19 protein-coding genes are annotated in these 20705 nt (G+C 60.9%); 15 read left to right on the forward strand and 4 right to left on the reverse strand.

All coding sequences use genetic code 11. The features are described from left to right. Nucleotides 1–50 precede the first annotated feature (50 nt). Nucleotides 51–905 (reverse strand): 2,3,4,5-tetrahydropyridine-2,6-dicarboxylate N-succinyltransferase, encoded by an 855-nt coding sequence (gene dapD / locus SIAM614_RS10235; RefSeq protein WP_085956396.1) that lies wholly within the window; start codon nucleotides 903–905, stop codon nucleotides 51–53. 262 nt (nucleotides 906–1167) lie between these two features. Between dapD and SIAM614_RS10240 the strand changes: the two genes are divergently transcribed. Both SIAM614_RS10240 and SIAM614_RS10245 read left to right on the forward strand, forming a co-directional pair. Further along, the gene (locus SIAM614_RS10240; protein WP_006934207.1) at nucleotides 1168–2073 is read left to right on the forward strand and encodes an EamA family transporter; all 906 of its coding nucleotides are present in this window, start codon (nucleotides 1168–1170) and stop codon (nucleotides 2071–2073) included. Between the two features lie 164 nt (nucleotides 2074–2237). Further along, nucleotides 2238–4913 (forward strand): bifunctional diguanylate cyclase/phosphodiesterase, encoded by a 2676-nt coding sequence (locus SIAM614_RS10245; protein WP_006934210.1) that lies wholly within the window; start codon nucleotides 2238–2240, stop codon nucleotides 4911–4913. Between the two features lie 35 nt (nucleotides 4914–4948). Here the strand turns inward: SIAM614_RS10245 and dgoD are convergent, their stop codons facing one another. Beyond that, on the reverse strand, nucleotides 4949–6097 hold the full coding sequence (dgoD, locus tag SIAM614_RS10250; protein WP_006934212.1) for a galactonate dehydratase: 1149 nt from the start codon (nucleotides 6095–6097) through the stop codon (nucleotides 4949–4951). A 55-nt stretch (nucleotides 6098–6152) separates the two neighbouring features. After that, nucleotides 6153–6902, reverse strand: a complete 750-nt coding sequence (locus tag SIAM614_RS10255) for a FadR/GntR family transcriptional regulator (protein WP_006934222.1) — start codon at nucleotides 6900–6902, stop codon at nucleotides 6153–6155. Nucleotides 6903–7125: 223 nt separating this feature from the next. Here SIAM614_RS10255 and SIAM614_RS10260 point away from each other — a divergent pair, with 223 nt between their 5' ends. The 10 genes from SIAM614_RS10260 to SIAM614_RS10305 all read left to right on the forward strand — a co-directional run bounded on the left by SIAM614_RS10260 (nucleotide 7126) and on the right by SIAM614_RS10305 (nucleotide 16797). Then, a complete protein-coding gene (locus SIAM614_RS10260; protein ID WP_006934229.1) occupies nucleotides 7126–8109 on the forward strand; it encodes an arabinose ABC transporter substrate-binding protein in 984 nt (327 codons plus the stop codon). Between the two features lie 68 nt (nucleotides 8110–8177). Then, nucleotides 8178–9683, forward strand: a complete 1506-nt coding sequence (gene araG / locus SIAM614_RS10265) for an L-arabinose ABC transporter ATP-binding protein AraG (RefSeq protein ID WP_006934230.1) — start codon at nucleotides 8178–8180, stop codon at nucleotides 9681–9683. A gap of 15 nt (nucleotides 9684–9698) precedes the next feature. Beyond that, nucleotides 9699–10640 carry an L-arabinose ABC transporter permease AraH gene (gene araH, locus SIAM614_RS10270; RefSeq protein ID WP_006934231.1) on the forward strand — a complete coding sequence of 314 codons (942 nt, stop codon included), beginning with the start codon at nucleotides 9699–9701 and terminating at the stop codon, nucleotides 10638–10640. Continuing rightward, nucleotides 10640–11533 (forward strand): aldose 1-epimerase, encoded by an 894-nt coding sequence (locus tag SIAM614_RS10275; protein WP_006934232.1) that lies wholly within the window; start codon nucleotides 10640–10642, stop codon nucleotides 11531–11533. Before araH ends, SIAM614_RS10275 begins: the two co-directional genes overlap by 1 nt. Continuing rightward, nucleotides 11526–12305 carry an SDR family oxidoreductase gene (locus SIAM614_RS10280; protein WP_006934233.1) on the forward strand — a complete coding sequence of 260 codons (780 nt, stop codon included), beginning with the start codon at nucleotides 11526–11528 and terminating at the stop codon, nucleotides 12303–12305. Before SIAM614_RS10275 ends, SIAM614_RS10280 begins: the two co-directional genes overlap by 8 nt. Nucleotides 12306–12413: 108 nt before the next feature. Beyond that, on the forward strand, nucleotides 12414–13187 hold the full coding sequence (locus tag SIAM614_RS10285; protein ID WP_006934234.1) for an SDR family NAD(P)-dependent oxidoreductase: 774 nt from the start codon (nucleotides 12414–12416) through the stop codon (nucleotides 13185–13187). 138 nt (nucleotides 13188–13325) lie between these two features. After that, a complete protein-coding gene (locus SIAM614_RS10290) occupies nucleotides 13326–13811 on the forward strand; it encodes a MerR family transcriptional regulator (RefSeq protein WP_006934235.1) in 486 nt (161 codons plus the stop codon). 89 nt (nucleotides 13812–13900) lie between these two features. Further along, nucleotides 13901–14458, forward strand: coding sequence for a GbsR/MarR family transcriptional regulator (locus tag SIAM614_RS10295; protein WP_006934238.1), 558 nt, complete (start codon nucleotides 13901–13903; stop codon nucleotides 14456–14458). Between the two features lie 195 nt (nucleotides 14459–14653). After that, the gene (locus SIAM614_RS10300; protein WP_006934239.1) at nucleotides 14654–15301 is read left to right on the forward strand and encodes a DUF4166 domain-containing protein; all 648 of its coding nucleotides are present in this window, start codon (nucleotides 14654–14656) and stop codon (nucleotides 15299–15301) included. Nucleotides 15302–15303: 2 nt separating this feature from the next. Then, nucleotides 15304–16797, forward strand: a complete 1494-nt coding sequence (locus SIAM614_RS10305; RefSeq protein WP_040439805.1) for a TIGR01777 family oxidoreductase — start codon at nucleotides 15304–15306, stop codon at nucleotides 16795–16797. A 286-nt stretch (nucleotides 16798–17083) separates the two neighbouring features. Here the strand turns inward: SIAM614_RS10305 and SIAM614_RS10310 are convergent, their stop codons facing one another. Next, nucleotides 17084–17842: an IclR family transcriptional regulator domain-containing protein gene (locus SIAM614_RS10310; RefSeq protein WP_006934241.1), complete on the reverse strand. Its 759-nt coding sequence runs from the start codon at nucleotides 17840–17842 to the stop codon at nucleotides 17084–17086. Nucleotides 17843–18046: 204 nt separating this feature from the next. On the opposite strand from SIAM614_RS10310, the gene SIAM614_RS10315 reads away from it, so the two are divergent. From SIAM614_RS10315 to pcaF, 3 genes are read left to right on the forward strand one after another with little or no spacing between them, the layout of a single operon-like run. After that, nucleotides 18047–18778, forward strand: coding sequence for a 3-oxoacid CoA-transferase subunit A (locus tag SIAM614_RS10315; protein ID WP_006934242.1), 732 nt, complete (start codon nucleotides 18047–18049; stop codon nucleotides 18776–18778). A gap of 1 nt (nucleotide 18779) precedes the next feature. Beyond that, on the forward strand, nucleotides 18780–19448 hold the full coding sequence (locus SIAM614_RS10320) for a 3-oxoacid CoA-transferase subunit B (RefSeq protein WP_006934243.1): 669 nt from the start codon (nucleotides 18780–18782) through the stop codon (nucleotides 19446–19448). A 1-nt stretch (nucleotide 19449) separates the two neighbouring features. Continuing rightward, on the forward strand, nucleotides 19450–20652 hold the full coding sequence (pcaF, locus tag SIAM614_RS10325) for a 3-oxoadipyl-CoA thiolase (RefSeq protein WP_006934244.1): 1203 nt from the start codon (nucleotides 19450–19452) through the stop codon (nucleotides 20650–20652). Nucleotides 20653–20705 lie beyond the last annotated feature (53 nt).

Raw genomic sequence — 20705 nt, forward strand, 5'->3', positions numbered from 1 at the left:
GGGTTTCGGATTTCAGACGATGGAGCGCTCGAGGCACTCCGATGTTTGCGTCAGTCGCGCAGAAGTTCGTTGATACCGGTCTTCGAACGGGTCTTTTCGTCGACCGTCTTCACGATAACAGCGCAGTAAAGGTTCGGCGCGGCTTCGCCATTGCCCATTACCTTGTTGCCCGGCATGGAACCGGCAACCACCACGGAGTAAGGCGGCACTTCACCATAGGTGATCTCGCCGGTCGCGCGATTGACGATCTTGGTCGACTGGCCGATGAAGACGCCCATGCCGAGCACGGAGCCTTCGCGCACGATGCAGCCTTCCACCACTTCCGACCGTGCGCCGATGAAGCAATTGTCTTCGATGATCACCGGGCCGGCCTGGAGCGGTTCCAGAACGCCACCGATGCCGACGCCACCGGACAGGTGAACGTTCTTGCCGATCTGGGCGCACGAGCCGACGGTTGCCCATGTATCGACCATCGTGCCTTCGTCAACAAAGGCGCCGAGGTTGACGAAGGACGGCATCAGGACAACGCCCTTGCCGATGAAGGCCGAGCGGCGGACGATGCAGTTCGGTACGGCGCGGAACCCGGCCTTTTCGAAATCCATGCCGCGCCAGCCGTCGAACTTGGACGGCACCTTGTCCCACCATGTCGCATCGCCGGGGCCACCTTTGATGATGTCCATCGGGTTCAGGCGGAACGACAGCAGCACGGCTTTCTTGGCCCACTGGTTGACCGTCCAGTCGCCGTCCTTCTTTTCCGCAACACGCAACTGGCCCCGGTCGAGCAGGTTCAGGGTTTCCTCGACCGCGTCCCGGATCTCGCCGGTGGTTGTCGTGTCGATGGCGGCACGGTCTTCGAAGGCAGCGTCGATAATCTTGGACAGGGAAGCGAGATCGTGGGTCATCAGGCAGATGGTCTCCGGGCGTTAACAATTCTGGCGCGGACCTAAGCCGCCCGGCAAGGTGCTGTCAAGCACGGGAGGGTCTGCAGATGTCCTGCTGCCGTCAAACTGAGAGGCGCCCGCCAGGTCGCGCGCGGCTGAAAACGCAAGCGGTTCCTGTGCGTATGTTGAGAAAAGATAAAGAATGGATTGCGGTTACGGCAGTTTAAAGCGGGACGTAAATCTCTAGTGTGAAATCACTTCAATAAATCCTGAAAGAGTGCTTCCCGTGGAATTATGGATCCCGATCACCATTGCGGCGGCGTTTTGCCAAAACCTGCGCACCGCCCTGCAAAAACACCTGAAGGGTCAGCTCGGGACCACCGGGGCGACATTCGTTCGGTTCGGTTACGGTGTGCCTTTCGCGATTGCCTATGCCGTCGTGCTGCACACCGTGTTCGAATTTCCGCTGCCTGCGCTCACGCCGACGCTTCTCGTTGCCGGTGCCCTGGGCGGACTGGCGCAGATCCTTGGAACGTTTCTTCTGATCCATCTGTTCTCCTTCCGCAATTTTGCGGTCGGGACGGCTTATTCCAAGACAGAACCGATCCAGGCTGCCCTCTTCGGTTTTGTGGTTCTGGGTGAACATATTTCCCTGACGGCCGGACTGTTCATTCTTCTCGGGGTCGTTGGCGTGGTGGTCATTTCTCTCGCCCGGGTTCCTTTGACGCTGGCAGCCATCCGCACCTCCCTGGTCGGACGTCCGGCGCTGATCGGCCTTGCCTCGGCAGCCTTCTTTGGTGCCTCCGCCGTGGCCTACCGCACGGCTTCGCTGTCTCTTGAAGGAACCGGTGTTCCGATGCAGGCCGCCTACGCACTGGTCTATGCGACCTCCTTCCAGACAATCGTCATGGCGGTCTGGATGGTGCTGCGCGAGCCAGACCAGTTGCGGGCAAGCGTTCGCGCCTGGCGGGCTGCCGTCTGGGTCGGTGCCTCCGGGGTGGCGGGATCCGTCGGCTGGTTCACCGCCATGACATTGCAAAATGTTGCCTATGTCCGCGCGCTCGCCCAGGTCGAACTGGTCTTCACCTTTCTGGTTTCATGGCTGGTGTTCAAGGAGGCGATTGCTCGTTCTGAAATCTTCGGCTGCTTCCTCATCGTGGCGGCCGTCGTGGGCATAATTCTGCTGCGGTAGAACAGCGTCTGAACAGGCAAAGCAGAAGGGCAAAATTCCTTCAGTCAAACTGTAAAGTGTCCTTTAGGCATTTGTTTCGATTTTAAAGATATTCTGAGATGTAAGCCAAGACTGCGATGTCCCCATCAGTGGCACATTCAGATTTCTCGACCTGACGAGATGAGATGCCGAAGTTATTTTTTCCCAAAATCGGAGCCAGACACTTTCTGACGCGGCCGAGCTTCGCCAGCATCCTGGCGATGGGCATTGCCGTTGCTGTTATCTCTGCGGCGGGAATATTCTGGGAAGTCCAGAACCGGTCGGTTCACCTGCAACGTGCTCGTGCGAATGTCGCCGAGCAACTGGGTGTTGTCCGTGCCCGGCTGGAAGGCAATATCAATAGCAATCTGCAGCTCGTGCGCGGTCTTGTTGCGCTGATCGCAACCCAGCCGGACATCGACCAGGACCAGTTTGGCCGTATCTCCAGCAGCTTCATCGGCAAACACTCGCAGCTTCGCAACGTTGCGGGCGCGCCCGATCTGGTCGTCAGTTTGATGTACCCGATGGAGGGTAACGAAAAGGCCATCGGCCTCGACTACCGGAAAAACAACCAGCAACGCCATACGGCCCTGCGGGCGGTCACATCGGGCGAGATGGTGCTGGCAGGTCCGGTCGACCTGCTGCAGGGCGGGACGGGTTTTATCGCACGCTTTCCCGTGTTCATGAAGACCGAAGATGGCACACGGCACCTGTGGGGACTGGTTGCGGCTGTGGTCGATGCCGACCGGCTCTATGCCGACAGCGGCCTGCTTGATCCGGACCTGCCGATTGAAATAGCAATCCTGGGCAAAGACGCCACTATTACGGACAAGACGGTTTTCTTTGGCGATGAGGCGATCCTGCAGCAGGAGCCTGTGCTTTCGAACGTCGTTCTGCCAACCGGCCGTTGGCAGATCGCGGCGATCCCGCGTGGCGGCTGGTCAGCCGTGCCTGTGAATGCCTGGAAGACCCGGCTTCTGACCGTGGCCGGCGGGCTGCTTGTTCTGCTGCCGATCTTCATCGCAGGACAGCTCTACGACCAGCGGCGCGGGCATATCCGCGAACTCAAACGGCGCCAGCTCCAGATGGAAGGCCTGTCCCAGCGCCTGAAACTGGCGCTCGACACGTCCAAGATCGGCATCTGGGAACTCAATCTGGATACCGGTGTGCTGACGTGGGATAGCCGCATGCTGGAACTCTACGATATCCCGGAAGGCCGCGACACGACGCAATACGACGTCTGGGCCGACTGCCTGCACCCGGACGATCTGGAACGCGCCGAAAGAGAATACTGGGAGGCAATCGAAGCCGGCGGGACCTATCATTCGGACTTCCGGGTTATTCTTCAGGATGGCTCAATCCGCTGGATCCGGGCCATCGGCGCGGTCCATACCAATACCCGTGGCCAGCGATACATTCTGGGCGTCAACTGGGACGTCTCCAGTGACATTCAGCTCAAGACCCGTTTGCTCACGGCCAAGCAGAGTGCCGAGGACCGGAACCGCGAACTGGAGGACGCCCGCGCCCTGATGGAGCACTACTCGCTCCACGACAGTCTGACAGGGCTCCCGAACCGCCGGTTCCTGGACCAGGAGCTTCTGGATGAAGAGGCGCCGCAAAGGCCGACGGCGCTTCTGCACATCGATCTGGACCGTTTCAAGCACATCAACGACACGCTGGGTCACGCGGCCGGCGACGCGATGCTCACCCACGCGGCATCCGTATTGAAGGAAAACGTCAGCGACAGCGACTTTGTCGCCCGCATCGGCGGCGATGAATTCGTTATCGCCATCACCGAACCGGCGGACGAAGCAAGCCTGGCCGCCCGGGCGGACAGGATCATCGCGCAGATGCGACGGCCGGTCCCGTTCGAAAATCACCAGTGCCGCTTCGGCGTGTCCATCGGCATCGCCATGGCCGACACGACACTGAGCGACTACGGCCGGCATTTGCTGGTCGATGCGGACATTGCCCTTTACCGGGCCAAGAGCAACGGCCGCAACCGGTTCGAATTCTTCTCCGACACGCTGAAATCGGAAATCGTTCACAACAAGCAGGTTGCCGATGACATCCTGTTTGCGCTGGAACGTCAGGAGTTCCTGCCGTACTTCCAGCCACAGTTCGACGCCAGGACATTGGCGATCACCGGTGTCGAGGCGCTGGCGCGCTGGAAACACCCGACCGAAGGCATCCTGACGCCGGACAGGTTCCTGAAGACGGCTGACGAACTTAATGTGGTGCATCTGATCGACCGGCTCATCCTCGAGCAGACACTGTGGCAGTCCGCACGCTGGAAAGCGGCCGGGATCCACATTCCGAAAATGTCGGTCAACGTGTCAGCAGGCAGGCTGAATGATGTGCAGCTTGTTCAGAGCCTCGACGGCCTTGTCTTTGAACCGGGATCGCTCTCCTTCGAGCTTCTGGAATCCATCTTCCTGGACGAAAAGAACGATCTCATCGCCGCCAATTTCGATCACTTGCGGGAGATGGGCATCGATATCGAGATCGACGACTTCGGCACCGGCTATGCCTCCATCGTCAGCCTTATTCACCTGCGCCCGAAACGTTTGAAGATCGACCGTCAGCTCGTTATTCCCATCACCCACTCGGAAGGCCAGCGCCGTCTCGTCGCGTCGATCATCGATATTGGCCAGTCGCTTGGCATCAAGGTTGTCGCCGAGGGGGTGGAAACCATGCAGCATGCCAGGATCCTGCGTGATCTCGGCTGCGATGCCCTGCAGGGCTACGCCTTTGCACCGGCAATGCCCTCCGACAGGCTGATGGAGTTTGTCCGCGAAGAGCGGTGGCGCGAGGCGTCCTGAGACGCAACGCCCAGCATCATTCAAGGCCGCTTACGTCACCACTCGGCGAGACTTCCGTCTTCATGACGCCAGACCGGATTGCGCCAGCGATGACCTTCCTTGGCGCGCTCGATGACATAGTCCTCGTTCACCTCGACACCGAGGCCTGGCCCCTGGGGAATGGCGGCAAAACCGTCCGCATAGGCAAAGACATCGGCATTGCTGATGTAGTCCAGCAGGTCGTTGGACTGGTTGTAGTGGATGCCGAGGCTCTGTTCCTGAATGAAGGCATTGTAGGACACCGCATCGACCTGGAGACAGGCGGCAAGGGCGATGGGCCCAAGTGGGCAATGGGGCGCGAGCGCAACGTCATAGGCCTCGGCCATGGCGGCGATCTTCCGGCATTCGGTAATCCCGCCCGCGTGTGACAGATCCGGCTGGATGATGTCCACGTAGCCGTCGGAGAGAACCGACTTGAAGTCCCAGCGAGAATAGAGCCTTTCGCCGAGGGCAATCGGTGTCGAGGTGTGATTGACGATGTCGCGCAGGGCTTCCCGGTTCTCCGAAAGCACAGGTTCCTCGATGAACATCAGCTTGTACGGGTCGAGTTCGCGCGCCAGCACCTTGGCCATGGGCTTGTGCACCCGCCCGTGGAAATCCACTGCAATGCCGATGTCCGGCCCAACCGCCTCGCGCACGCTTGCGATGGCCTCTACCGCCTTTTCCAGCCGCGCATTGCTGTCGACGATCTGCAGCTCGGCGCAGCCGTTCATTTTCAGTGCCTTGAAGCCGCGTTCGACCACCTGTCTGGCATTGTCTGCAAGCTCGGAAGGCCTGTCGCCTCCGATCCAGGAATAGACCTTGATCCTGTCGCGCACCTGTCCGCCGAGGAGAGAGTGGACCGGTTGGCCGAGCGCTTTCCCCTTGATGTCCCACAGGGCCTGGTCGATGCCGGCAAGGGCGCTCATGTGAATGGCGCCGCCCCGGTAGAAACCGCCGCGATACAGCACCGTCCAATGGTCCTCGATGAGGAAGGGATCCTTGCCGATCAGATAGTCGGCAAGCTCATGCACGGCTGCTTCCGTGGTCAGGGCACGGCCCTCCACCACGGGCTCGCCCCAGCCAGTCACGCCCTCATCGGTCTCGATCTTCAGGAACAGCCAGCGGGGTGGCACGATATAGGTCGTGAATTTGGTGATCTTCATTCTGATAAGCTTCCGGCGAAGGGCATTGTCATCGGGACAAGTGGCGCAGCAGAGGTCAGGCCGGGCTGCGTCCGGCAGCCGCCTGGGCGGCCGTCAGGTCATGTTCGGCCAGGTCAAGCATTCGGTGTGAGGCCTTTCGGGCGCGCTCCGCATCGCGCAGGCGCAGGGCGTCCACCAGTTCTCCATGCAGTTCGATGGCAAGGTCCCGGCTTTCGACGGCGGTGTTGGACGCATGCAGCGTATAATGAAGGGCCGTATGAATAGCACTGGACAGGCGCCGGAAGACCTGATTGTGGCTGGCGGCCATCAACACGCTGTGAAAGTCGACATCCGCCTCGGTGAAGGCTTCCGGATCGGAACTTGAATCGCGCATGCGCATCCAGGCAGCTTCCAGTGCAGCGATTTCCTGCAAGGTGGCCCGTTTGGCCGCGAACTCCGCCGCCGCCGGTTCAATTGTCCGGCGGGCTTCCAGGATGCATCCAAGCAGATCGAACTCATGGATGAAGGGGCCGATCCAGTCGAGAACGTCCCCATCCAGAATGTTCCAGTCCTCCCGGTCGGTTACCACGGTTCCGACACGTGGCCTGACCCGAAGCATGCCTTTGGATTCCAGAACCTTGATGGATTCGCGAATAACCGTGCGGCTGACGCCGTAGATTTCGCAAAGATCGTTCTCCCGGGGCAACTGCGCACCGACCGGATATTTTTCCGAACAGATGTCCTCCGCCAGGGCCGCTGTCACATTCTTTCGCACGCGAGGGCGCTTGCCACTGCTTTGATCAGCGGTCGCCGAATCCTCCCTCAACGTCTCCAATGGCCTGCTCCCTGTTTTGGCGGACTTTCATCCCGCATTTTTAGCGGACTTTTTGCTCTGCGCGAACTGCACGTTTTGCTGTCCATCATCGAATGTTGGGCGACATTAGCTGATACATCATACAAAGGCAATTGACTGGTATGATGATTCAAAGTAGGTCTTTTGAAGCGCCGCCGGGAGGCCGGTTGCTCGAATTGGATTGGGAGGATCTGCAATGCGTGTTTTGAAGAAAGCCGTTCTGACCGGAGTGATGGCCCTTGCCATCGCCGGTTCTGCCCATGCCGCTGACGTGAAAATCGGTTTCGTCGTCAAGCAGCCGGAAGAGCCCTGGTTCCAGGACGAATGGAAATTTGCCCAGAAGGCCGCCGAGGAGAAGGGCTTCACCCTTGTTGAGATCGGTGCGCCGGACGGCGAGAAGGTTCAGGCAGCAATCGATAATCTGGGTGCGCAAGGCGCGCAGGGCTTCATCATCTGCGTGCCGGACGTGAAGCTCGGGCCGGGCATCGTGGCCAAGGCGGCCGCAAACGACCTGAAGCTGATGACCGTGGATGACCGTCTTGTCGGTGCTGATGGCGAGCCGATTGAAAGCGTGCCCCACATGGGCATTTCCGCGGTAAAGATCGGCGAAACCGTTGGTCAGTCCATCGCCGCCGAGATCGAGGCGCGTGGCTGGGACATGTCCGAAGTGGGCGCGATCCGCGTTTCCTATGACCAGTTGCCGACCGCTGTCGACCGGGTCGAAGGTGCCATCACAGCCCTGAAAGCCGCAGGGTTTCCTGCGGAAAACATCTATGATGCGCCCCAGGCCAAGACCGACACGGAAGCGGCCCTGAACGCGGCGACCACAGTGCTCAACCAGCACGCCGACGTGAAGAAGTGGATTGCCTTCGGCCTGAACGATGAAGCCGTTCTCGGCGCGGTGCGGGCGACGGAATCGGTCGGCATCCCGGCTGAAAACGTCATCGGTGTCGGCATCGGCGGTGCTGAATCGGCCATCAACGAGTTCAAGAAGCCGAATCCGACCGGTTTCTATGGCACGGTCATCATCTCGCCCAAGCGCCACGGTTATGAAACCGCGCTCAACATGTACGAGTGGATTGCCAACAACAAGGAACCGGAGCCGCTCATCCTGACGTCCGGCTCCCTGGCCCTGCGCGACACCTATGTGGACGTGCGCAAGGACCTTGGCATCGAGTGATCCTTTCCGACTGACACCTGATCCGGCGGCCGGTTTCACGGCCGCCGGGGAACTGTTGCGCGAGCGTCATGTCTTATCTGTCAGTACAAAACATCTCCAAGAGCTACCCGGGGGTCCAGGCCCTGTCGGACATCTCCTTCTCGGTGGAGAAGGGGGCTGTGCACGGGCTCATGGGGGAAAACGGCGCCGGCAAGTCCACCCTGATCCGGGTGTTGTCCGGTGACCAGTCCGCGGACAGCGGAACCATCTCTATCGACGGCATCGAGCAGAACTACGGATCGGTGCGCGATGCCTTCGATGCCGGCGTGATCGTGATCCATCAGGAGCTTCAGCTTGTGCCGGAGCTGACCGTGGCGGAAAATCTCTGGCTGGGCCGGTTTCCGGGCCGCGGCGGCGTTCTCGATGGCCGGCAATTGGTCGAGACGGTGCGCAGCCGCCTGCAAGAGATCGGCGTCGATGTCGATCCCAATGCAAAGGTTACTTCGCTATCCATCGGTGCACGCCAGATGGTGGAAATCGCCAAGGCCGTAATGATGGAAGCCCGGGTTATCGCGCTGGACGAACCGACGTCCTCCCTGTCGTCCAGGGAAAGCGAGATCCTGTTCAAGCTGATCGCCCGGCTGAAGGCCAAGGGCACGGTCATCCTCTATGTTTCTCACCGGCTCGAGGAAATCTTCCATCTTTGCGACAGCCTGACCGTTCTGCGTGATGGCCGTCTGGCAGCCCATCACCCCGATATTGCCAATGTGACCCGGGACCAGATCATCGCCGAGATGGTCGGGCGCGAGATCGGCAACATCTGGGGCTGGCGTGAGCGGTCGTTCGGGCCGGTGCGGCTGGAGGTGTCCGGTATCTGTGGCGAAAAGCTTCCGGGGCCGGCGGAATTTTCGGTTCGGCAGGGTGAAATCCTGGGCTTTTTCGGCCTGATCGGCGCCGGACGCAGCGAGTTGATGCGCCTTGTCTATGGTGCGGACACGCGGCGAGGCGGCACGGTCTCCATCGACGGCATTGAAGTGCCCGCGGACAATCCGCGCGGTGCTATCAATGCGGGGCTGGTGCTGTGTCCGGAAGACAGGAAACACGACGGCATCATCCAGGGCCGGTCGATCGAGGAAAACATCGCCATTTCCTCGCGCAGGCACATGTCACCCTTCGGCATTCTCCAGCCCGGCAAGGAAGCCGCTCTTGCAGATCGCTTCATCGCCCGGCTCAAGGTGCGCACGCCTTCGCGGAAGCAGGACATCGTCAATCTCTCCGGTGGCAACCAGCAAAAGGTCATCCTGGGGCGCTGGCTGTCCGAACAGGGCGTGAAGGTACTGATTGTCGACGAGCCGACACGCGGCATAGATGTCGGTGCCAAGTCGGAGATCTACGACATCCTCTACGAGCTTGCGGAAGGCGGTATGGCCATTGTGGTCGTTTCCAGCGAACTGCCCGAGGTGATGGGTATTTCCGACCGCATCTTTGTCATGTGCGAAGGCCGTATGACCGGCGAATTCGCGCGGGAAACCTTCGAAGAGCGCAACATTCTGACCCTGGCCCTGCCGGACAGAAATGCTGCCCACACGGTGTGAACGGGACCGTTTCAGATGAATTCTCTCAAGAAAATTTTGCTCGGAGACCAGGGCCTGGTCGTCATCTTCGCGGTGGCCTTCGCAATCGTTTCCCTGACCGTTCCCAACTTTCTCACCGAGCGCAACATCCTCGGCCTGCTGCAGTCCGTCGTTACCATAGGCATTGTTGCCTGCACGATGATGTTCTGCCTGGCCTCGCGTGACTTTGACCTTTCGGTCGGATCGACGGTGGCCTTTACCGGCATGATCGCCGTCATCGCCTCCAACATGACCGGCTCCATCGTGCTGGGGCTGATCATAGCCTTGCTTAGCGGCACGCTGGTCGGCGCGGTCAACGGCTTCGTCATCGCCTGTTTCCGCATCAATGCGCTGATCACCACGCTGGCGACCATGCAGATCGTCCGGGGACTGGCGCTGATTGTGTCCGACGGCCGGGCCGTCGGCATCAATGATCCTGGTTTCTACCAGCTTGCCCTGTCCCGCTTCCTCGGCATTCCGACGCCGATCTGGGTCATGGGCGCGCTTTTCATTGTCTTCGGCTTTCTGCTGAACCGCACGGTCTTCGGCAAGAACACGCTGGCGATCGGCGGCAATCCGGAAGCGGCCCGCCTTGCCGGGGTGAATGTGGTGTCCATGCGGATCTGGATCTTTGCCTTGCAGGGTCTGATCTGCGCCGTGGCAGGCATCATGCTGGCCTCGCGCATCACGTCCGGCCAACCGAATGCAGCCACCGGCCTTGAACTCTCGGTGATTTCCGCCTGTGTCCTCGGCGGAGTCTCCCTGGCCGGTGGCCGCGCCGCCATGACAGGCGTCATTGTCGGCGTCATGATCATGGGCATCGCCGAAAACGTCATGAACCTTTTGAATATTCAGGCCTTCTACCAGTATGTGGTGCGTGGCCTGATCCTGCTCATCGCGGTTCTTCTCGACAACCTGCGCTCTTCCGCAAGCCGCTGATGTCCGTGGATGCCGCTCAGCAATGGACGCTCTCGCAAGGGGACCTGACGGTGACCGTCAGCCCAAGGGGAGGTTCCATCTTGCAGGCGGTATGGCGGGGCACGCCGATCCTGCTTCCTGCCGGAGGACCGGAGGGCGCAGCGGCCTGTTTTCCAATGGTGCCCTTCGGAAACCGGATCGCAGGCAATCGCTTCTCCTTCGGGGGAGAGAGCTTTTTGCTACAGCCCAACACGGACGAGCTGCTCGTTCTGCACGGCGACGGCTGGCTGGACACCTGGCATTTGGCAGACAGGACCGGCAATGCGATTGAGCTGGACCTGGTCAGGAGACAATCGTCCCGAAGCCCCTATGCCTTTCAGGCGCACCAGAAGGTTCATCTGGAAGAAGACGGCCTGTCCCTGAGCCTTCGCGTGAAAAACCTTGGTGGTGCTGCCCTGCCGTTCGGCATCGGGTTTCATCCGTTTTTTCGGCGAACGCCCGGCATGACCCTGCAGACCGGGGTGCGAGACATGTGGCGCGAGGGGGAAGGACATCTGCCGGACGGCCGACAGGACATTCCGACAGATCTCGATTTTTCCACCCCGCAAGCCATACCGTCGCGCTGGATCAATAACGCCTTCGGCGGCTTTGCCGGGAAAGCCAGCCTCTTCTGGCCGGATATCGATCTGGCCCTTGATCTCAACTGCGATCCGGTGTTCGACGTGATGATGATCTACGTCCCGCAGGCACGAACCGATTTTGTCTGTCTTGAACCCATGAGCCACCTGCCGAACGGTCACAACCTGCCGGATCTCGGCGGCTTTAGCGTTTTGAAGCAGGGGGAGGAACTGGCGGGAACGATTAGAATGACAGTTCGGCAAATGCCGAGGAACGGGGAGAAAAACGATGGCTGATCGGCTTTCAGGCAAACGTATCCTGGTCACCGGCGCCGCACAGGGCATCGGTCTTGCTATCGTTCAGTCCTGCCTGGAGGAAGGCGCTGCCTTGGCTCTGATGGACCGGGACGCGGCGCTGCTTGTCCGTAGCGTTGCGGATCTGGGCGGGGAAGGGGACTGCCTGACCGCTCTTGCCGGAGACATCACCAGCGCGGAGGGCGTTGCCGCTGTGGTCGCGCGCGCGCAGGAGACCATCGGTCCGTTGAACGCGCTCATCAACAATGCCGGGATAAATGTCTTCGACGAGCCTTTGTCCCTGAGCGACGAAGACTGGAACCGTTGCTTCGACGCCAACCTGAAGGGGGCGTGGAACTGCGCCCGCGCCGTGTTGCCGGGCCTGCTTGAGCAGGGGGGCGGGGTCATTCTCAACATTGCCTCCACGCACGCTTTCACCATCATCCCGCACACCTTTCCCTACCCGCTGGCAAAACACGCCCTGCTGGGGCTCACCAAGTCCCTCGCGCTGGAATACGCGGCGCAGAACGTCCGGGTGAATGCGCTTGCGCCGGGCTATGTCCAGACCCAGAAGGTGGTCGATTACTGGAACAGCTTTCCCGATCCCGAGGCAGCCCGGCAGGAGACCTTGAGGCTGCACCCGGGCGGGCGCATCGCCACGCCGGAAGAAATCGCCAGGGCGGCCGTCTTCATGATTTCCGATGAATGCCCCTTCATGAACGCAGCCTGCCTGACGGTCGATGGTGGCCTCAGCGTCCAGCAGCACCCTGCCTGAGGCGGGGACTTTTTCAAAAAATCGGGCTTGACCCTGACACTAACGTCAACCGGCTAACACCGGCCTGGCGCGCATTGCGCAGGTGTTAATTCAGGAAAGCAAGCCAAGATGAATGAACGGACAAACTGGCAGGGCAAGGTTGCCATCGTGACAGGCGGAAGCTCCGGAATTGGAGAGGCCACTGCACTGGCGTTGACCGGGCAGGGCGCGAATGTGGTCATCACGGGGCGTGATGCCGCAAAGCTTGCCGGCGTTGCAGGCAGGAGTGGGGCAATCGAGGCCGTGCAAGCAGATAGCGCCGATCCGGCAGGCAGCCAGCACGCAGTCGAGGCGGCACTGGGCCGATGGGGCCGGCTGGATCTTGTCGTCAACAATGCAGGTGCGGGCAAACCGCTGCCTATCGAGGCCTATGATGCCGAGACGCTTTCGCAAATCTGTTCGGTGAACATCGTTGCGCCGTCTCTTCTGTTGAAGGAGGCCCAATCGGCCTTGCGGGACAGCAAGGGGGCGGTCGTCAACATCGGAACCGCAGTCTCGCAGAATGCGGCACCGGGCCTGGCGCATTATGCGGCCACCAAGGCGGCGCTTGAACATCTGACACGGTCCTGGGCCATCGAGCTGGCCGGCGACGGAGTACGGGTGAACGCCGTCTCTCCCGGTCCCGTGAAGAGCGGTGCTCTCACAGGCATGATGGGTCTGCCGCCGGAAGTCGCGCAAACCATCGAGGAAACCGAAGCAGCTCAGGTTCCCCTGGGCCGGCGCGGACTGACCTCCGATCTTGTGCCGTGGATCCTGCAGCTCGGCAGTTCTGATAATAAGTGGCTCACCGCGCAGGTGATCACGATTGACGGTGGCTGGTCGCTTCGCAGCCAGGCTGTCTGAGCTTCCTTGAGCAAGGGCAAATTCAGGCATCCTCCCCTTGATGGGGAGGGTGCCCTTCGCCACTTGAAGACCTGAAGTGAGCGTTCCCGGGAGAACAGGGCTTGACCCTGACACTAGCGTCAAGGTGCTAGACCGGCGATGAAAGGGGTCGACATGCAGATCAAGGAAGCAGCCGAACGGCTTGGCATTACGGAGCGGATGCTGCGCCACTATGAAAAGTCGGGCCTGATGGAAACCCGCCGCTCGGAAAACGGCTATCGCATCTACAGTGCCGCAGACCTGCGCCGGGCCGGCCGGATCCGCGATTTCATCGCCACGGGTTTTTCAACGCGAGAAGTTCGTGCGATGGCCGCATGTCTTTCCGACGAAGGGTCCGGCCCCTGCGAGGGCGGTATTCCGCAGCTCCTGAAAAAACTCGAGCACATCGACCGGCTCAGCGCCGAGCTTGAAGCCAAACGGGAAGCCATCCTCGACCGTCTGGCCGTATTGGAGGACGTTTTCCCGGTCGGGGCAGAGGAAAAGGACCACGCACAAGCCCTAGGGGACACCCCTTTTTCCGGCCAAGGGGCTAGCGCGTCCGGTGGGCACCATACCGAACTTGAGCCTCATGCAAGCGGGCGCTGACCGGCAATCCTCCTCATTTTTGAAACGCGCCGCATCCACTGGCGAACTTCGCCATTGACATCAATCGGTTTTCGTCACAAATTTCTGTCATGACAGAAATTACCGACAAAGCCGACCCTTCGGCAAAAGAGAAGTTCATCCTCTACTGGGGCGACATGGGCAGCCAGTGGAGCGTCAATCGTTCGGTGGCGCAGATCCATGCGCTGCTGTTCCTGAGCCCGGAGCCGATGAATGCGGAGCAGATTTCCGAGGAACTGGGCATTGCGCGGTCCAATGTCTCCAACTCCCTTAAGGAACTGGTCGGATGGCGACTGATCCAGCGAGTGCCTGTCGCAGGGGATCGCCGGGAGCATTTCGTGGCCGAGACAGACGTCTGGGAAATGGCACTGCTGATTGCGAAAGGCCGCAAGGAACGGGAGATCGATCCGGCAATCCGCGCCATTGATGTCTGTGTGCGCCAGGCGGAAAAGGAGAAGACACTTCACCCCGTCGCGCTGGAGCGCATGCAGGAGATGCATCAGTTTCTGACGACGGCCGACCGTTGGTCGGAGCAGATGCTGAGTGTGCCGAAGTCGAAACTCGCCAGCTTGATGAAGATGGGCGACAAGGTTCTCTCGCTGCTCAAGATCGGCGGCAAGAAAGGCTGAGGAACGAAGGCTGAGCCATCCGTGCGTTCTCCCTCAACCTCAGTCTCGTCTCGACAGGTCAGGCGGGTGCCATGGTCAGCGACATACCGATAGGGTGAGAGGCCTGTAGGCCTGCTGCCCGGTATAAGGTCAAAAAATTTTGAAAAGTAATTTCTCTTTATACAGAAATAACCGACATAACAGGAGGGATTGGAAATGCGAAACGCAAGCGCCACTGTGGAGCAGCCCGAAGCGGGCGACCGCCGTTTCCGCGATCTCCTGGGAGAAGCCGCCTGGCACCGCCTGCCTGCCGCTGTCCGCCGCCGATTCGGCAAGCGCCTGAGCGGCGGGGCAAGCGTCGTCTATCAGGGTCTGGTGATAACCATGCGACTGAACCTTGCCGGAAGCATTCTGGCGCAGCTCGCGCGGCTTGTCGGCGGTCCGCTTCCCTACGACAGATCCTCTCTCAACCAGCCTGCCGTTGTTTCCGTCACCGAAGATATCGCCAGCGACGGCCAGTTCTGGACCCGCCAATACGGCCGTGCCTCGGGCTTTCCGCAGGTGATCCACAGTTCCAAGCGGTTCGAAGGCCCGACCGGCATCGAGGAATACATCGGCGCGGGGATCGGCATGGCGCTGCGGGTGAATGCCCTCGCAGATGGTCTCAGGTTCGAAAGCGATCACTATTTTCTGCAAGCCGGACGGTGGCGGCTGCGGCTGCCCGCCTGGCTCCGGCCCGGAGCACTGACGATCACGCACCGGGATCTCGGCAAGGACCGCTTCCTGTTCACCCTTTCCCTCAAGAGCCGTGTTTTCGGCGAACTGGTTCGCCAGGACGCGCTCTTTCACGACATGGAGACTTGATCATGGATAATCCTCTTCTCTGGACGTTGATCTCCATCCAGATATTCATGGGCGCATTCGATACGCTTGTGCACCATGAAGGCAGCGAGCGCCTGGCTTGGCGTCCGTCGCAGAAAACCGAACTGCGGCTGCACGGCGTGCGCAATTTCTTCTACGCGGTGATCTTCCTCTGTTTCGGCTGGCTGGAACCGCATGGGGTCTACACCATGCTGTTGAGCGCTATCCTTGTCGCCGAGGTGCTGATCACGCTTTGGGATTTTGTCGAGGAAGACATGACCCGCAAGCTGCCTTGGACCGAAAGGATCAACCACACGCTGCTGGCCTTGAACTATGGCGCGATCCTGGCTCTGGCCGCGCCGGTGCTGTGGCAATGGTCGTTCCTGCCAAGCGCGCTGATCCCCGTCAGCTATGGCTGGTGGAGTGTGCTTTCCACCGTCTCGGCACTTGGTGTCGGACTGTTCAGCGCGCGTGATCTGCTTGCGGCCGCGCGCAGCGACAGGCTTCGCGGTGCTGATCCGGCAGGTCTGGTTGCGGCCTTGCCGCCGCGGCGGCGCATCCTCGTGACGGGCGGCACCGGTTTTATCGGTCAGCGCCTGGTGGAAGCGCTGGTGAGAGGCGGCCATTTCGTCACGGTTTTGACCCGCGATCTCCGCAAGGCGGAGGGCCTGGCTCATCCTGTCCGTTTGATCACCTGTCTTGACCAGATCCACGATGCCGAACATTTCGATGCCATCGTCAACCTGGCAGGAGACCCGATTGCCAATGGCTTGTGGACGAGCCGCAAGCGCGCAAGGATCATAGGCTCCCGCGTTGAAATGACCGAAGCATTGCAGGCACTGGTCGGGCGCCTCGACACGAAACCAGCCTGCCTGATCAACGGTTCCGCCATCGGCTGGTACGGTCTGCGCGGCGATGAAACCCTGACCGAAGACGCAAACTTCGAACCTGCCTTCGTCCACGAAGTCTGCGAGCGCTGGGAACAGGCGGCACAAAAGCTGGAGCGGGACGGAGTGCGTGTCGTACTTTTGCGGATCGGTCTGGTCCTCGGTGTCGAGGGCGGCATTCTGGCAAAGCTGCTGACGCCGTTCGAATTCGGTGGCGGCGGCGCGATGGGCTCTGGCCGCCAGTGGATGTCCTGGATCGAGCGGGACGATCTCATCCGCATCATTGCCCGCACGGTGGCCGATGAAACCCTGTCCGGCCCCGTGAATGCCGCCGCACCCGCGCCGGTCCGGAATGCGGAATTCACCGGCGCTCTGGCCAGGGCGCTTCACCGCCCCGCATTCCTGCGCCTGCCTGCCTGTCTTCTGTCGACGGCGCTCGGTGTCATGGGCCGGGAGACGATGCTGGCCGGTCAGCGTGTCGTACCGGCAAAACTGGTCGCCGCAGGCTTCAGGTTCCGCCACCCCGAACTCGCCCCGATGCTGCAGAAGATCACGGGTGCTAGGGAAGGCGCAGCGCGCGGTGAAGAACAAGAGGCCCGGTCATTGGCTTGAGAAAGCACCGCGTCCCCAACTTGATAAAGTCTCCATCGTCATCCCGGCCAAGCGAAGCGCGAGCCGGGATCGGAGAGCCACAGACAGTGCGGAATTGTCCTCTCTTGGAAAGACCTCGCCCTCTCCGTCGTCATCCCGGATCTTCGCTGCGCTGCGTCCGGGATGACGAAGGAGAGGGCGAGGGAGAGTGAGACGGAGACGGGGAAGTGCCAACCTTTGGGGGGCAGTCCGACAGGGAGGGAGACGTTTCACAGGCACACGCACCTGACCCACACTCAAATGCACCTCACGTCAGCAGCGGGCGCAGCTCCGTCTGGATATTCTGCAGGGCGGGGAGGAACTTTGTTTTTGCTGTTTCAGGCCCGGCGGACGTGCTGGCGTAACCGACATTGAGCGCGGCAATCGTGTGGCCGTGGGAATTTTGAACCGGGACCGCGATGGAACACAGTCCGGGTTCAACCTCCTGATCGATCATCGCAAACCCCTGGCTCCGGGTGTTGCCAAGTTCGGCCAGAATGGCGTCCACCCGGGTGAGGGTCTTCGGTGTCAGCGCTGTCAGGGTCATGGCCTCCAGCCGCGCCTTGGCCTCGCTCTCCGGCAGGGCGGCCAGCATGACGCGGCCCATGGACGAGCAATGGGCCGGCAACCGTGAACCCGGCATCAGGGCAATCGACATGACCTTCGTTCGGGCGGCGCGGGCCACATAGACAATCTCGTCGCCGTCGAGGATCGACACTGACGAGCTTTCGCCGATCTGTTCCGACAGGCGATCGAGCAGTGGCTGCACGACACGGGGCAAGGGCATGGTGGCAAGGCAGGCGGTCCCCAGCCGCAGCACCTGCGGGGTCAGCGTGAAGAACTTGCCGTCCCAGTTGGCATATCCCAGATGCGCCAGTGTCAGCAGGCACCGGCGGGAGGTTGCCCGGTCAAGGCCGGATGCGTTGGCAACCTCTGAGATCGACTGACGCGGCCGGTCGGCGGTAAAGGTCTCGATGACCTGTAGCCCCTTGGCGAGGCCCCCCATGATGTCCCGTTCCGCAATCATGTGTTTTGTCTCATGTGATGTCGATTTGTGCGATATGTAAACAAATGGAGCATATCGCACAAATCAATTGGACGAAAGACACCTGCCATCGCTATCTCCTTGGGCACTGCAAAGCCCGTGGGCGGGCTGGCCTTGAGTTCAGGAGACATCCTGTCTTGATGCAAACGCCAGCCGCTTCGGGTGATGCCCGAGAAGGAGACAATGATGGACAAGACGGTTTCCGACCTTGCCACCGCCGTGGCGGGGATTGAGGACGGCATGACGGTGATGATCGGCGGCTTCGGCGGCTCCGGATCTCCCATCGAGCTGATCCATGCGCTGATTGACCGCTATCGCGAGACGGGGCATCCGAAGGACCTCGTCGTCATCAACAACAATGCCGGCAACGGTCATGTGGGCCTGGCCGCACTTATTGAAGCGGGCATGGTGCGCAAGCTGATCTGCTCCTTCCCGCGCTCTGCCGATCCGGTGGTCTTCACCGAGATTTATCTGGCAGGCGGCATCGAGCTGGAACTGGTGCCCCAGGGCACGCTGGCGGAAAGGATCCGCGCGGGCGGTGCGGGTATTCCTGCCTTCTATACACCGTCTTCCTACGGAACGGATCTGGCAAAGGACAAGCCGGTCGCCGAATTCGACGGCCGAATGTATGTGCAGGAACGCTGGCTGAAGGCCGATGTTGCGCTGGTGAAGGCCGAAACGGCGGATACCTTCGGCAATCTGACCTATCGGATGGCGGCCCGGAATTTCAATCCGCTGATGTGCATGGCAGCGGCAGAGGCCATCGTGCAGGCCAGCCGGATTGTTGATGCTGGCGGGATTGATCCTGAAGTCGTCGTCACGCCGGGTATCTTCGTTCAAAAGGTCGTTGAGGTCGCCAATCCGCTGCAGGAAGAAGACCTCAACCGCGCCAACGCCGCCTATCCGCTGGAGGCCTGAGATGGAAAAACTGTCAAACAACCAGATCGCCTGGCGCGCGGCACAGGATATTGCCGATGGTGCCTATGTGAACCTCGGCATCGGTTTTCCCGAGAAGGTCGCCCAGTTTCAGCCGGACGGCCGGGAAGCGATCTTTCACACCGAGAACGGGCTTCTCGGCTTCGGCCAGGCGCCTGAAGCAGGCTCAGAAGACTGGGACCTGATCAACGCCGGCAAGAAAGCCGTCACACTGAAGCCGGGCGCTGCCTTCTTCCACCATGCCGACAGCTTCGCGATGGTGCGCGGCGGGCATCTGGACGTGGCTATTCTGGGCGCTTATGAAGTTGCCGAAAATGGCGACCTTGCCAACTGGTCGACCGGCCCGAAGGGTGTTCCTGCGGTTGGTGGGGCGATGGATCTTGTGCACGGCGCCAAGCGTGTTGCCGTCATCACCGATCACGTGACCAAAAAAGGACAGCCGAAACTGGTCAAGCGCTGCTCGCTGCCGCTCACCGGTGTCGGCTGCGTGACCCGTGTCTATACCAGCCTGGCGGTGATCGATATCGAGAACGGCCGCTTTGTGCTGCGTGAAAAACTGCTCGGCCTGTCGCTTGAAGATCTTCAGGCGGTCACCGGTGCAGAGCTTCTTGTTACCGGCGCTGTCGCCGATCTTGTTGTTCCCGAGGTGTAAAATGGCTGAAGCCTTTATTTGCGATTATATCCGTACGCCCATCGGCCGCTTTGGCGGGGCGCTGTCCTCCGTTCGCGCCGATGACCTTGGCGCCATTCCGCTGAAGGCGCTGATGGAGCGTCATCAGAACATGGACTGGGCAGCGGTCGAGGAAGTGTTTTTCGGCTGCGCCAACCAGGCCGGCGAGGACAACCGCAACGTTGCCCGCATGAGCCTGCTGCTTGCCGGGCTGCCAGAAACCGTGCCTGGCACCACCTTGAACCGCCTGTGCGGTTCGGGCATGGATGCGGTCATCAGCGCAGCCCGGGCTATCAAGGCGGGTGAAATGGAACTGGCGATTGCCGGTGGCGTGGAATCCATGTCCCGCGCACCGTTTGTCATGCCGAAGGCGGAAACCGCTTTCTCGCGTCAGAACGAGATTTTCGACACCACCATCGGCTGGCGCTTCGTCAATCCTCTGATGAAGAAGCAATATGGCATCGATTCCATGCCGGAGACCGGCGAGAACGTTGCCGAAGACTATGCCGTTTCCCGTGAGGATCAGGACGCCTTTGCCCTGCGTTCGCAAGACAAGGCGGCGGCAGCCCAGGAAAACGGCCGACTGGCGCGGGAAATCACACCGGTGACCATTCCCCAGCGCAAGGGCGATCCCATTGTCGTCGACAAGGACGAGCATCCGCGGGCAACCTCGCTGGAAGCCCTGGCCAAGCTGCGCGCGCCCTTCCGCGAAGGCGGCAGCGTCACCGCTGGCAATGCGTCTGGCGTCAACGACGGTGCGGCCGCGCTGATCGTTGCCTCTGAAGCCGCAGCCCGCAAATACGGCCTGACGCCAATCGCCCGCATTTCCGGCGGCGCGACGGCAGGCGTCGAGCCGCGCATCATGGGCATCGGCCCGGCACCGGCAACCAAGAAGCTGTGCGAGCGGCTCGGCATCAAGCCGACCGATTTCGATGTTGTCGAACTCAACGAAGCCTTCGCAAGCCAGGGGATTGCGGTCCTGCGCCAGCTCGGAATTGCCGAAGATGCAGCCCACGTCAATCCCAACGGCGGTGCCATCGCGCTTGGCCACCCGCTCGGCATGTCGGGTGCGCGTATTGCCGGCACGGCGGCTCTGGAAATGCAGCTTCGCGGTGCCAAGCGGGCACTTGCCACCATGTGCATCGGTGTTGGTCAGGGTATCGCGATCGCGCTCGAAAGCGTCTGATCGTCGGCCATCACTCATCAAAACGAACGGCCGGGCATCACGCCCGGCCGTTT

This window comes from Roseibium aggregatum IAM 12614, from assembly GCF_000168975.1.
GTDB lineage: Bacteria > Pseudomonadota > Alphaproteobacteria > Rhizobiales > Stappiaceae > Roseibium > Roseibium aggregatum.

Bases quoted from the DNA above. Each gene is read 5' to 3' on its own strand.
- SIAM614_RS10245 (WP_006934210.1), top strand. From the start codon at position 2,238: ATGCCGAAGTTATTTTTTCCCAAAATCGGAGCCAGACACTTTCTGACG.
- dgoD (WP_006934212.1), bottom strand. From the start codon at position 6,097: ATGAAGATCACCAAATTCACGACCTATATCGTGCCACCCCGCTGGCTG.
- SIAM614_RS10260 (WP_006934229.1), top strand. From the start codon at position 7,126: ATGCGTGTTTTGAAGAAAGCCGTTCTGACCGGAGTGATGGCCCTTGCC.
- araG (WP_006934230.1), top strand. From the start codon at position 8,178: ATGTCTTATCTGTCAGTACAAAACATCTCCAAGAGCTACCCGGGGGTC.
- araH (WP_006934231.1), top strand. From the start codon at position 9,699: ATGAATTCTCTCAAGAAAATTTTGCTCGGAGACCAGGGCCTGGTCGTC.
- SIAM614_RS10275 (WP_006934232.1), top strand. From the start codon at position 10,640: ATGTCCGTGGATGCCGCTCAGCAATGGACGCTCTCGCAAGGGGACCTG.
- SIAM614_RS10280 (WP_006934233.1), top strand. From the start codon at position 11,526: ATGGCTGATCGGCTTTCAGGCAAACGTATCCTGGTCACCGGCGCCGCA.
- SIAM614_RS10285 (WP_006934234.1), top strand. From the start codon at position 12,414: ATGAATGAACGGACAAACTGGCAGGGCAAGGTTGCCATCGTGACAGGC.
- SIAM614_RS10290 (WP_006934235.1), top strand. From the start codon at position 13,326: ATGAAAGGGGTCGACATGCAGATCAAGGAAGCAGCCGAACGGCTTGGC.
- SIAM614_RS10295 (WP_006934238.1), top strand. From the start codon at position 13,901: ATGACAGAAATTACCGACAAAGCCGACCCTTCGGCAAAAGAGAAGTTC.
- SIAM614_RS10300 (WP_006934239.1), top strand. From the start codon at position 14,654: ATGCGAAACGCAAGCGCCACTGTGGAGCAGCCCGAAGCGGGCGACCGC.
- SIAM614_RS10305 (WP_040439805.1), top strand. From the start codon at position 15,304: ATGGATAATCCTCTTCTCTGGACGTTGATCTCCATCCAGATATTCATG.
- SIAM614_RS10310 (WP_006934241.1), bottom strand. From the start codon at position 17,842: ATGATTGCGGAACGGGACATCATGGGGGGCCTCGCCAAGGGGCTACAG.
- SIAM614_RS10315 (WP_006934242.1), top strand. From the start codon at position 18,047: ATGGACAAGACGGTTTCCGACCTTGCCACCGCCGTGGCGGGGATTGAG.
- SIAM614_RS10320 (WP_006934243.1), top strand. From the start codon at position 18,780: ATGGAAAAACTGTCAAACAACCAGATCGCCTGGCGCGCGGCACAGGAT.
- pcaF (WP_006934244.1), top strand. From the start codon at position 19,450: ATGGCTGAAGCCTTTATTTGCGATTATATCCGTACGCCCATCGGCCGC.